The sequence below is a fragment of the Zhongshania sp. genome, assembly GCF_041584495.1.
Lineage (GTDB): Bacteria > Pseudomonadota > Gammaproteobacteria > Pseudomonadales > Spongiibacteraceae > Spongiibacter.
Window position 1 is genome coordinate 1 of record NZ_JBFHDY010000029.1, and the last position, 11,337, is coordinate 11,337.

Sequence of the window (11,337 nt, forward strand, 5' to 3'; positions counted from 1 at the left end):
CGAGCAAAGCCTGTGCCATTGATGCTAGCTCACCGTCATTTTACGCAAGAATCGGGTGGTAGGATGTCGAGTCCATGGGCAAACTGAGAACACGACAAAAAAGGTGCTAGCGCCAATGAGCGAACAACATATTAATTACCAGCGAGTTGCCAAGGCAATCCGTTACCTTGCCGAACGGCAGGTAGCGCAGCCGAGCTTGCAGGAACTGGCGAATTACGTGGGCCTGAGTGAATGCCACCTGCAGCGAATGTTTTCTGAGTGGGCAGGTATTTCGCCCAAGCAGTTTTTGCTCTTTTTGACCAAGGAACGCGCTAAACAGCAATTACGTAGCAGCAGTGTACTGGGCGCTGCGCTGGACTGCGGCCTAAGTGGTAGCAGCCGCCTACACGATTTAATGATTAAATCTGAATGCATGACTCCCGGAGAATACCGTAATTTGGGAGCCGGGTTGAATATTCGCTATGGGGTGAACCCCTCGTTATTTGGTTACTGCCTTATCGCACAGACCCCGCGCGGGGTGTGTAAAATGGCATTTTTTGACCAGCCCAGTGATGAGTCAGCGGTGGTGCAAGAATTACAAAAAGAATGGCCCGCTGCGGAGTTACTGCACGACCAAGAGGCCGTTGGCCCGGTGTTTGCCAGAATATTCTCCGGCGTTACGGCCAGCACGGAGCCACTGCGCGTTTTATTAAAAGGGAGCGAATTTCAGTTAAAAGTCTGGGAGGCCTTATTGGCCATACCTGAGGGCGAGGTTTGTTCTTATCAGCAATTGGCGGGCGCTATGGGGATCGCGTCATCGGTTCGCTCGGTGGCGAGCGCCATCGCCTGCAATCATATTGCCTATCTCATACCCTGCCATCGGGTGATCCGCAGCACTGGTGAATTCAGTCAATACCGCTGGGGTGCGGAGCGCAAGCAGGCGATATTAGTACACGAGGCGGCGCGTGCCAATGAGATTGCTGGCTGACAGCGATATTTATCGTTACCGCCGTAATTCAGAGTGCCACGGGGTCAGCAAAGTTGGGCGTATTGAACTTGAAACGCAAATAAGAGAGAAAAATCGATAGGCTTTAGAAGAGCGTCCCATTGTTTCTCAAATCGTATGAAATGTGAACGGAAAATGAATTGTTTGAAAGTGGTACTACTACCGAGGTGTGTTAGATATTGGTTTTTCTGGCGCGGACGTATCGCCGTGGTTTACGCTTTAAAACGAAATGCATAGGATAAATGCGACGGCTCGCACATAGTTGTAGTGCTGTGATTAAATTATCACGCTGGCGTAACAATAAATAAGAAACGGGGAATTTCGAATGATTAAGGCAATACGTATTAAAAAGCCGGGCGGCCTGGACAATATCTATCTCGACAGCATTAGCGCACGGGAGCCAAGCGCCGGTGAGGTGGTGGTCAAGCTCCACGCGAGCTCACTCAACTACCACGATTATTTTGTTGCCAAGGGCGTATTGCCGACCAAAGACGGTCGAATACCAATGTCTGATGGCGCTGGTGAAGTTACTGCAGTGGGTGAGGGTGTGACGGAATTTGCGCCGGGCGATGTCGTGATGAGCACATTTTTTAATAATTGTCTGGCAGGGGAGTCTCGTTCTCATCACCATAGCGGCATGATGGGGGACCAAACCGACGGCTATGCCTGTGAGCAAATTACTGTTCCGGCAACTGGATTGACCCTTGTACCGCGTTCTTTTACTCATGCCGAAGCCGCGACGCTGCCCTGCGCGGCATTAACGGCCTGGCGGGCGTTAATGGTGAATGCCCGTATTAAGCCCGGTGACAGTGTCTTAATTCAAGGCAGTGGCGGCGTATCGCTATTCGCCCTGCAGTTTGCGAAAGCGGCAGGCTGCGAGGTGATCGCTACCTCTTCGTCAGACGAGAAGCTTGAACGGATGCGTGGCATGGGGGCAGACGGCTTAATCAATTATCGCGAACATCCGAATTGGGCCAAACAGGTGCGCAAACTGACGGCGGGCCGAGGGGTTGATCACGTAGTGGAAGTTGGTGGTGCCGGCACGTTTGCGCAATCAATTGAAGCCTGTGGCGAGGGTGGTCATATAGCGATGATCGGTGTATTGGCTGGGAGCCATCGGGGTGATATTCCAACTAACGTCATTATGGGCAAACAGCTGACGATTAAAGGTGTCATTGTTGGCAGCAGAGAAGATCAGCTCAATATGGTTCGGGCTATTGACCGCAACGGTATTCGCCCTGTGCTGGATAAGCATTTCCCGCTTGAGCAATTAGCTGATGCCTTCCGTTATCAGGAAAGTGGTAAGCACTTTGGTAAAATCATTGTCGATATTGCGTAGGTAGTCATGCGGTGCTAATTAAGGCTCCGTCCTCGGCGGATGTGTTAAATATTCTACCGAAACGCTGATGTCTGCTTAGCCTGTGCCGGTAACCGAGCGCGGGTGATTAGGCAATACGTAGCGGGTGGCCTCGTCAATCATCAATGTCGCGCGCTACTGAAAATCTCAGTGCAAAATTCCAAAACGTTGGTGTTAGTGATTTTTGCCCCGGGCAAGAATGTGAATTGGGGGGGAGTCATGGTAGGCATTTGCGGCGGCAAAAAGTGCGCTTGCCCCTGCGGTAGAACGAATACTCGTGGCGATTTCCACTGTTGTATCACGCATCAGTTCGGTGTTACTGGTAAAAATAGCTTGGGCGGAAAGCCTGAGAAATCGCCATACTGGAGTGAAACCGTGGGGTCGTCAATGCTATAGCCATATATGTAAAGTCGCCTAAAAAGCAGGAACGTCGCCATTCGGAAAAAGGGCGCGCGGTTTTCATTTTTGTAGAAGAGCGCGGCCCGTAAAGATCAATTTCCAGCCGGGGATATCAGAACTACCGCCGCTGGTGAGTTTAGCCCACGCTGCTGCTCGGCGAACTGGGCCACAGAAAGACTTAAGCCGTCACCTGCGGAGTCGCCAAGAATAATCATATTGTCGGCGCATTAGCCTTGTTCGAGCAAATTTCGGTAGGTGTTTAGCCCGTCTTCAATGTCTGAGGGGACGGGTGTTCGGGTGCCGGACGCTGTCGCGTGGGACTAACAAGCGACTGTGATCCGAAATCAAGCCCATAGCCGACTGTATTTTTAAATAAATTAGGCCATTTTTCATTCCCGTCCGTCACGTACGGTGGCCTTAAGAATCGTCATTATTTTCCGCATACAGGCGGTAATGGCGACTTTCTTGTGCTTGCGCTGAGCGACTAAGTGGCGATAGACATTACGTATGACAGGCTTGTGATGAATGGCAGGTAACATGGTCATATAGAGCGCCGGTCTTATGGGGGCTCGCCCACCACAAACTCGTCTCTTGCCTCGCATTTAGCACAGCGGGTTATAGCGGATTATGCCTATTTGCTAAGGCGGAAGGGCGCGAAAAAGAGCCGATAGTGTTAAGATCTCCACATTGAGTGGCAAAACACGGGATAAAAATAATGAGCAATGATTGTGCGCCTGTTGGTGTTCGTCAGCTTGGTCGGGTGTTATACATCACTCTAAGTAGGCCTGCATTGAAAAATGCAATAAACGAGGACATGGTTACAATACTGTACCGTAAGCTTCGGGAAGCAGCGAAGGATGAGAGCGTGGGTGCTGTTGTGCTAGAAGGTTCTGGTGACGCCTTCTGCGCGGGAGCCGACATCAAAAACTTGGCCTTGGGCGCGGAACATACCCGTAAATATTCCACGGAGGTGTTGCTGCGAGTGGGTGCAGAGGCTGCGATGTTACTGCATGAAATGCCCAAACCAACTATTGCCATGATCCGTGGTCCCGCGATGGGTGGCGGCTTGTCGCTAGCCTTGGCATGCGACTTTCGACTAGCCGACAGCACGGCGAGCCTGAGTTATGCCCATACCAAAATCGCTTTGTCCGGCGACTTTGCCGCAGCGTATTTTTTAAGTAAGTGGATGGGTGCGGGTAAAGCGAGAGAGTTTTGCCTACTAAATCCGGTTTATGGGGTTCAAGAGGCCTATGCTAGCGGTTTGCTGAGCAAGGTATGTGAGGATGCGGAGTTGGAAGAGAATGTCGCCAAACTCGCTGCGCGTTTAGCCGATGGCCCTACCAATGCATTAGCGTGCATTAAAGCTAACCTAAAGAATGCGCAAGAAATGAGCTGTGAAAGCTATATTACTGAAGAAATTAAAAATTTCCAGCGCTGCCGTAATAGCGACGAGCACCGCGAGGCGCTTAAGGCCTTTATAGAAAAGCGTGAGCCTAATTTTCCTCGTCAACAGATCCGTGGCTAGCCGTAAGGCTGGCCTTCCTCGACGTTAGCCACCATTGTGTAAAGCTCACCCGCCGATTAGCTCCTTACGGCTGTTTTGATTTGTGCTCACTAAGTCCCCTCTGTTGTTTTCAGTCTAATAAACGCGGTGTCATACTGCTACGTGTCTAAGCTGGGATTCTATCTGGTCCTTATTGTCATTTTTTAGACCCATATTCCCTATTTTGTGGATTATTTAGTCGATATACTTTGCTGTGAGCTGTGTTTAAGATAAATTCTTCCTTATTTTGAGTCTAGACTCTTATTAAAGACATTACGCTGTCAATAATAGGATGTATCGACCATGGCCCTGTCTAAATCGGCATTAGCTATCTCGCTCGAAGATAAGTACCGCCTCGATAGTACTCGCGCGTACATGACGGGTATTGAGGCTTTGGTTAGACTGCCCATGCTGCAGCATCAGCGGGACTTAGAGCGCGGTTTAAACACCGCGGGCTTTATTTCAGGCTATCGAGGCTCGCCACTGGGTACTCTCGACCAGGCGCTGTGGCAGGCCAAGCCCTATCTTGATAAGCACCATATTCAGTTTGTACCCGGCGTAAATGAAGACATGGCCGCGACGGCGGTGCGCGGAAGTCAAGAAGTGGGCTTATTCCCCGGCGCGAAATATGACGGCGTATTTGGTATGTGGTACGGCAAGGGTCCGGGGGTAGACCGCAGCATGGATGTGATCAAACACGCTAATGCGGTGGGCACCGCACGCTATGGTGGGGTATTAGCGGTAGCGGGGGACGACCACGCCGCAAAGTCATCAACCTTGCCCCACCAGTCCGAACATATGTTTATGGGTGCCTCTATTCCAGTCTTGGCACCCGCCAATGTGCAGGAGGTGTTAGACCTCGGTATTTTCGGCTGGGAGCTGTCGCGCTATGCCGGCTGCTGGGTGGGTTTTAAGGCTATTACCGAGAATATGGATTCGGCGATATCGGCGGTGATTGATGCCCATCGGGTAAACATTGTTTTGCCAGAAGACTTTGAAATGCCAGAAGACGGCGTACACGCCCGTTGGCCAGACTCGCCACTGGCGCAGGAAAAACGCCTTAATAAATACAAGATCTATGCGGCGCGGGCCTTCGCGCGGGCGAATAATCTTAATCGTATTGTGATTGACAGCCCCAAAGCGCATCTCGGTATTGTGACTAGCGGCAAAGCCTATCTCGATGTTTTGCAGGCGCTTGAAGATTTGGGAATCGACCAGCAACAGGCCGCCGCCATTGGTCTGCGGGTGTATAAAGTGGCCATGCCCTGGCCGTTGGAGCCAGAAACCACTCACGAGTTTGCGCGGGGGCTGGAAGAAATTCTGGTGGTTGAGGAAAAGCGCTCGATTATTGAAGACCAAATGACCGGCCAATTGTATAACTGGCCGGTGGAAGATCGCCCCCGTGTGATTGGCGAGTTTGACGAGCACGGCGCCGACTTGCTGCCGAACCTCAGCGAGCTAACCCCGGCCATGGTGGCTCGCGCCATTGCCTCGCGAATTCGTCGTTTTTACAAAAGCGAAGAGATCGAAAAACGCCTTAATTTTTACAATCAAAAAGAGCAGTCGATTGCCAATAAGCAGGGTGTAATCAATCGCACGCCTCATTACTGTTCGGGCTGCCCTCACAATACCTCTACCCAAGTGCCCGAGGGCAGCATCGCCCTTGGCGGTATTGGCTGCCACTATATGAGTACTTGGATGCCCTCGCGCCCCGCCATTACCTTCACCCAAATGGGCGGGGAAGGGGTGACGTGGGTAGGGCAGGCCGCCTTTACCGAGAACAAACACGTTTTTCAGAACCTCGGCGACGGCACGTATTTTCACTCCGGCAGCTTGGCGATTCGTCAGTCCGTTGCCGCTGGGGTCAATATCACCTACAAAATTTTGTATAACGACGCCGTTGCCATGACGGGCGGCCAACCTATTGATGGCAGCCTGTCGGTGGCGCAGCTCATTTTGCAATTGCGCGGCGAAGGCATAAAGCGTATTGCGCTGGTGTCTGACCACCCAGAACAATACGACACGCCCAGCGAAGCGGGATTAAGCGTTAATCACCGCGACGACTTGCTTAGTATTGAAGAAGAGCTGCGCGAGATCGAAGGGGTGTCGGTGCTGATTTACGAGCAAACCTGCGCCGCTGAAAAACGTCGGCGCCGTAAAAAAGGCACTATGATCGACCCCGATCGCCGAATTTTTATTAACGAGGCGGTATGCGAAGGCTGTGGCGACTGCGGTAAAAAATCCAATTGTTTGTCGGTATTGCCAAAAGAAACCGAGCTGGGCCGCAAACGCCAAATCGACCAAAGTGCCTGTAATAAAGACTATTCCTGCGTTAATGGCTTTTGCCCGAGCTTTGTATCAGTTGTTGGCGGTGGGCTTAAAAAGCAAAGTGTGAATACCGCCAGTGGCGATGGCTTTGGGGCATTACAAGAGCCGACCCTGCCCAGCTTAAATACCCCGTGGAATCTAGTGGTAACCGGCATTGGCGGCACGGGTGTGCTCACCATTACCGCGGTGTTAGCCATGGCCGCCCATGTTGAAGGCAAAGGCTGCGCGACCATGAACCAAACCGGCCTTGCGCAAAAGTTTGGTCCCGTGGTGAGCCACTTACGTGTTGCGAATAGCCAAGACGACATCAATGCAGTGCGTATTCCGGCGGGTGATGCCGATCTGTTATTAGGCTGTGATTTGGTGGTGTCGAGTTCCGATGAGGCTATCGCCAAGGTCAATATTGAGCGCAGTTTTGCCGTGATTAACGATACCGAGATGACCACTGCCGATTTTGTTTATCACCGCGACGCGCAATTCCCCGCTGATACCATGAAGCAGCTCATTGTTACCGAAGTGGGGGAGGGCAAGGTCGATTTTATTCAGGCATCAGAAATTGCCAGCTATTTACTGGGCGACAGTTTGGCGACTAACTTCTTTATGCTGGGTTATGCCTTTCAGAAAGGCTATGTGCCCATTAGCTCAGAAGCGATTGAGCACGCGATTAAACTCAATGGCGTCGCGGTAGAGTTTAATCAGCAAGCCTTTTTGTGGGGACGCCGCGCGGTCGACAATATGGCCGCAGTGATGGCCGCCGCTGGTGTGGCGGTAGAGCAATGGCAGCCTCTAGAAAGCCTCGATGACATTATCGAATTTCGCTACCAGCATTTAATCAAATACCAAGATCTCGCTTACGCTCAAGACTATCGCGGTAGGGTCGAGCAAGTGCGGGGCAAAGAACTTGAAATTAGCGGCGCAGCCGGCGACTTAACAGAGGCGGTAGCGCGCTCGCTGCATAAACTGATGAGCTATAAAGACGAGTACGAAGTAGCGCGGCTGTACAGCGATGGCGAGTTTATGAAAAAGCTCAAAGCCAGTTTCGATGGTGACTTTAAGCTGCAGTTTCATTTGGCGCCGCCCATCTTCTCTAAACGCGGTCGCGACGGCTTGCCCAAAAAACGGGTGTTTTCAGCGTGGATGTTCACGGCGTTTAGCTACTTGGCAAAGCTTAAAGGCCTGCGCGGCAGTGCTTGGGATATTTTTGCTTACAGCGCCGAGCGCAAAACAGAACGCGCTTTACTCGTCGAGTTTCAGCAAGACCTAGACAATTTTATGAGCCAAATCGACGCCGATAATGTGGCGCTACTCACTGAAATTATTGGCTTGGTCGACGAGGTTCGGGGTTTTGGTTACGTAAAAGAGCAAGCGATTGCGCAATACCGTGTGCGCCGCCAGCAATTGCTCGGGCGGCTGCGGGGCGATGTGGTGCAATTAGTCGATGTGGGCAACGCTGCCTAATGAATTTAGTAGTACAAGGAGAATGCAATGACAGTGTTTAATTCGCCGTCCTTTGACAACCATGAACTGGTGGCGTTTAAAGAGGATGCACACAGCGGCTTGCGCGCCATTATTGCGGTGCACAATACCGCTTTGGGGCCAGCCTTAGGCGGTTGCCGTTTTTATCCCTATGGCAGTGATGAACAAGCGCTAGAAGACGTGCTGCGTCTGTCACGGGGCATGAGTTATAAATCGGCCTTGGCGGGCCTGCCTTTGGGCGGTGGTAAGGCGGTAATCATTGGCGATCCCGCCAGCCAAAAGAGTCGGCAGCTATTATTGGCGATGGGGGAGTTTATCGAGGGCTTGAGCGGTCAATACATCACTGCGGAAGATTCCGGCACCGGCGTGGCAGATATGAAAATCATTGGCGAGCGCACGACTTATGTATCGGGCGTAATGGACGGCAGCCGCTTTGGCGGTGACCCCTCACCCTATACGGCGCAGGGTGTGTTTTGCGGTATAAAAGCAGCCTGTGGGTTTCGCCATAAAGCGAATTCCTTAATGGGGATGCGAGTGGCTATTCAAGGTGCCGGCTCGGTGGGTCGTCATTTAACGGCGCTGTTAGTCGCGGCGGGCGCTGAGGTGTTTATTGCGGATATTAACGCCGCAAATTTAGAATTGGCACAGGCATTAGGTGCAAAACCAGTTGCCGTTGCTGATGTGCTGAGTATGGATGTGGATGTGTTGGCACCTTGCGCAATGGGCGCGGTGATCGACGAGCAAACCGTGGGCGTGATTAAGGCGGGTATCGTTGCTGGTGCTGCCAATAATCAGCTGGCCCAAGCAATACAAGGCGAACAGTTGCGTCAGCGGGGAATTTTGTACGCGCCAGACTTTGTGATTAACGCCGGTGGCATTATTGATGTTTACTACCAGCGGGCAGAGGGCTCGTCTGAAAAGTCGGCGGCACACGTTGACACGATTACCGATACTTTACAGCGCATTTTTCGCCGTGCCGAACAAAGCGGTGAAACGACTGCGCGGGTGGCAGAATTACTGGCCGAAGAGCGCTTTCTTGCGCCCGTAAAAATCGCCGCCGCCTGATTTGGCGCGGCGACGATTCCTAGCTGTTACTGGCTTAACGGAACTGCGCAGTCGCGACGCGGTATTCCTCTTCCAATTTTTGAATTAGGTCTTTGGTTGACGGAATGTCGTGAATGGCACCCACGCCCTGACCAGCAGACCAAATGTCCTTCCACGCGCCACCGGTTTTTTCACCGCTTTTATTGTCGGCGTCAGTGGTTAATTCCTCGCCAAAATCGATGTGGCTTGGCGTTTCCAATTTATTGGGGTCGAGTCCTGCCTTGACGATGCTGGGCATCAAAAAGTTGGCAAAAACACCTGATATATTGGGTGTGTAAACAATGTCGCTAGAGCCGCTGTCGACAATCATCTGCTTGTATTCCGGCTGTACCAAGCTCTCTTTGGTATTAATAAAACGAGTGCCCATATAAGCAAGGTCGGCGCCCATGGCTTTGGCGGCGGCAATATCATTGCCCCGCGAAATAGCACCCGCTAATAATAGCGTCTTATCAAAAAATTCCCGAATTTCTGCGACTAAGGCAAAGGGATTGGTGCTGCCTGCATGGCCACCGGCACCGGCGCTAACAGCGATTAAACCATCTACCCCTGCACCAGCTGCTTTGCGGGCATGGCGGGCATTGATTACGTCGTGAAAGACGAGTCCGCCGTAGCTGTGAATAGATTCAATGACTTCTTTCGCCGCGCCTAGCGAGGTAATCACAATGGGAACCTGATGCTTAACGCACAGCGCTAAATCTGCGCTGAGACGAGGATTGGTTTTGTGCACAATCAGATTCACTGCAAAGGGAGCCGGCTTTTCCCCACTCTCTTGCTCATGGGCTTGCAGCGCTGTATTAATGCTGACTAACCATTCTTCAAAGCCTTCGCTGCTGCGCTGGTTCAGTGCGGGAAACGAGCCAACCATGCCAGCCTTACAGGTTTCTATTACTAGCTCCGGCCCCGAGGCCAGAAACATGGGGGCTACCACGGCGGGTAGGCGAAGGCGGTTTTCCAATAGTTTGGGGAGACTCATAGTGCTAAACACTCTTATCAGCGAAATCGAGTGCCTACTGTAGGGTTAATTTACCGCTAGGGGTAGTGTCGTTATTGACATTAAAAGTGTTGATAGTGACACTGGCGGCTTTAGTAACAAGGGGTTTACGGTGGTCAAAGTTTACGTTATTGCCTACGAGGGCTGTTATGCCGGTAGCCTGGCGAATCCTCAGGACTTGTATATGGTGGCCAATGCTCACTGGCGGGATCTGTATCAGGGGCGGGAGGGCGAGTTTGAATGGCAAACGCTGTCGCAAGACGGCGTGCCGGTTACCACGGCATCTCGTCTGCGGATCGCTGTCGACAGCTCGTTTATTGACCTTGAGGCGGGTAGCATTATCGTGGTGCCAGCAATGGCCTACCCCGGCGGTAGGGAGTTTAATAAAAAGCTGGAATCGCTACGTGAGCTTATCCACTGGTTGGTCAGACAGTATGACAATAATTGCATTATCTGTAGCCACTGTACCGGCAGTTTTATTCTCGCTGAAACAGGTTTGCTAAATGGTCACAGTGCGACCACCAGCTGGTGGCTTGCTGAGCAGTTTCGTCAGCGCTATCCCGACATCAGCTTAAAGGCGGATCAGCTGGTGGTTGATGGTGGTCGACTGCTGACCGGTGGCGCCAATGGCGCGGAAATGTTGGCTGCACTCATTATGGTCGAACGTTATATGGGCCGGGTGGTTGCGTCACAGTGTGAGCGCACCCTATTGGTAGATACTAATTTAACGCAGCAGGCACCTTATCTCATACTGCCTCGGCAAAAGCAGCATAGCGATTCACTTATGCTAGAAATTCAAGATTACTTGGAAAGAAACTTGAACGACGCGTTTTCCTTGGCGCGTTTGGCGGCACGTTTTCATATCAGTTCGCGAACCCTCATGCGGCGCTTTAAAGAGGCCGTTGGCGATACCCCGAATAGTTATCTGCAAAACCTGCGTATTGAGGCCGCTAAGAAACTATTTGAAGCCACCAGCCTGTCTACCGAAGAGGTGATGTTGCGAATTGGCTACGCCGATGCCAGCTCCTTTAACCGACTATTTCAGCGTAAAACGGGCTTGAGTCCCCGAGCCTACCGGCTAAAATTTGGCCTTGCCCAGCGCCGGGAAATTGTTCACGCAGTCTAGCTGAGCGGTATATACGCGCGACTATTTT

Annotated in this window: 9 protein-coding genes; 6 read left to right on the plus strand and 3 right to left on the minus strand. The window is 51.9% G+C overall.

Annotation, left to right across the window (positions count from 1 at the left end):
• The first annotated feature begins 115 nt into the window (after positions 1-115).
• Both ABYP33_RS07195 and ABYP33_RS07200 read left to right on the plus strand, forming a co-directional pair.
• Complete coding sequence (locus tag ABYP33_RS07195) at positions 116-967, plus strand: bifunctional transcriptional activator/DNA repair enzyme AdaA (RefSeq protein ID WP_373089907.1); 852 nt, start codon at positions 116-118, stop codon at positions 965-967.
• A 343-nt stretch (positions 968-1,310) separates the two neighbouring features.
• A complete protein-coding gene (locus tag ABYP33_RS07200) occupies positions 1,311-2,324 on the plus strand; it encodes an NAD(P)-dependent alcohol dehydrogenase (RefSeq protein WP_373089909.1) in 1,014 nt (337 codons plus the stop codon).
• Between the two features lie 509 nt (positions 2,325-2,833).
• On the opposite strand, the gene ABYP33_RS07205 is transcribed toward ABYP33_RS07200, so the two are convergent.
• Both ABYP33_RS07205 and ABYP33_RS07210 read right to left on the minus strand, forming a co-directional pair.
• Positions 2,834-2,956 carry a hypothetical protein gene (locus tag ABYP33_RS07205; RefSeq protein WP_373089911.1) on the minus strand — a complete coding sequence of 41 codons (123 nt, stop codon included), beginning with the start codon at positions 2,954-2,956 and terminating at the stop codon, positions 2,834-2,836.
• 174 nt (positions 2,957-3,130) lie between these two features.
• Positions 3,131-3,286 (minus strand): hypothetical protein, encoded by a 156-nt coding sequence (locus tag ABYP33_RS07210; RefSeq protein ID WP_373089913.1) that lies wholly within the window; start codon positions 3,284-3,286, stop codon positions 3,131-3,133.
• Between the two features lie 170 nt (positions 3,287-3,456).
• Here ABYP33_RS07210 and ABYP33_RS07215 point away from each other — a divergent pair, with 170 nt between their 5' ends.
• The 3 genes from ABYP33_RS07215 to ABYP33_RS07225 all read left to right on the plus strand — a co-directional run bounded on the left by ABYP33_RS07215 (position 3,457) and on the right by ABYP33_RS07225 (position 9,153).
• Positions 3,457-4,266: an enoyl-CoA hydratase-related protein gene (locus ABYP33_RS07215; RefSeq protein WP_373089915.1), complete on the plus strand. Its 810-nt coding sequence runs from the start codon at positions 3,457-3,459 to the stop codon at positions 4,264-4,266.
• A 321-nt stretch (positions 4,267-4,587) separates the two neighbouring features.
• On the plus strand, positions 4,588-8,070 hold the full coding sequence (locus ABYP33_RS07220; RefSeq protein WP_373089917.1) for an indolepyruvate ferredoxin oxidoreductase family protein: 3,483 nt from the start codon (positions 4,588-4,590) through the stop codon (positions 8,068-8,070).
• A 27-nt stretch (positions 8,071-8,097) separates the two neighbouring features.
• Positions 8,098-9,153, plus strand: a complete 1,056-nt coding sequence (locus tag ABYP33_RS07225; RefSeq protein ID WP_373089919.1) for a Glu/Leu/Phe/Val dehydrogenase — start codon at positions 8,098-8,100, stop codon at positions 9,151-9,153.
• A 34-nt stretch (positions 9,154-9,187) separates the two neighbouring features.
• Here ABYP33_RS07225 and ABYP33_RS07230 read toward each other — a convergent pair whose 3' ends face one another.
• Positions 9,188-10,165 carry an NAD(P)H-dependent flavin oxidoreductase gene (locus ABYP33_RS07230; RefSeq protein ID WP_373089921.1) on the minus strand — a complete coding sequence of 326 codons (978 nt, stop codon included), beginning with the start codon at positions 10,163-10,165 and terminating at the stop codon, positions 9,188-9,190.
• Positions 10,166-10,295: 130 nt separating this feature from the next.
• On the opposite strand from ABYP33_RS07230, the gene ABYP33_RS07235 reads away from it, so the two are divergent.
• A complete protein-coding gene (locus tag ABYP33_RS07235) occupies positions 10,296-11,309 on the plus strand; it encodes a GlxA family transcriptional regulator (RefSeq protein ID WP_373089923.1) in 1,014 nt (337 codons plus the stop codon).
• Positions 11,310-11,337 lie beyond the last annotated feature (28 nt).

What these genes read in the sequence shown, in the direction of transcription:
- ABYP33_RS07195 (WP_373089907.1), top strand. Translation starts at nt 116, where the DNA reads ATGAGCGAACAACATATTAATTACCAGCGAGTTGCCAAGGCAATCCGT.
- ABYP33_RS07200 (WP_373089909.1), top strand. Translation starts at nt 1,311, where the DNA reads ATGATTAAGGCAATACGTATTAAAAAGCCGGGCGGCCTGGACAATATC.
- ABYP33_RS07205 (WP_373089911.1), bottom strand. Translation starts at nt 2,956, where the DNA reads ATGATTATTCTTGGCGACTCCGCAGGTGACGGCTTAAGTCTTTCTGTG.
- ABYP33_RS07210 (WP_373089913.1), bottom strand. Translation starts at nt 3,286, where the DNA reads ATGACCATGTTACCTGCCATTCATCACAAGCCTGTCATACGTAATGTC.
- ABYP33_RS07215 (WP_373089915.1), top strand. Translation starts at nt 3,457, where the DNA reads ATGAGCAATGATTGTGCGCCTGTTGGTGTTCGTCAGCTTGGTCGGGTG.
- ABYP33_RS07220 (WP_373089917.1), top strand. Translation starts at nt 4,588, where the DNA reads ATGGCCCTGTCTAAATCGGCATTAGCTATCTCGCTCGAAGATAAGTAC.
- ABYP33_RS07225 (WP_373089919.1), top strand. Translation starts at nt 8,098, where the DNA reads ATGACAGTGTTTAATTCGCCGTCCTTTGACAACCATGAACTGGTGGCG.
- ABYP33_RS07230 (WP_373089921.1), bottom strand. Translation starts at nt 10,165, where the DNA reads ATGAGTCTCCCCAAACTATTGGAAAACCGCCTTCGCCTACCCGCCGTG.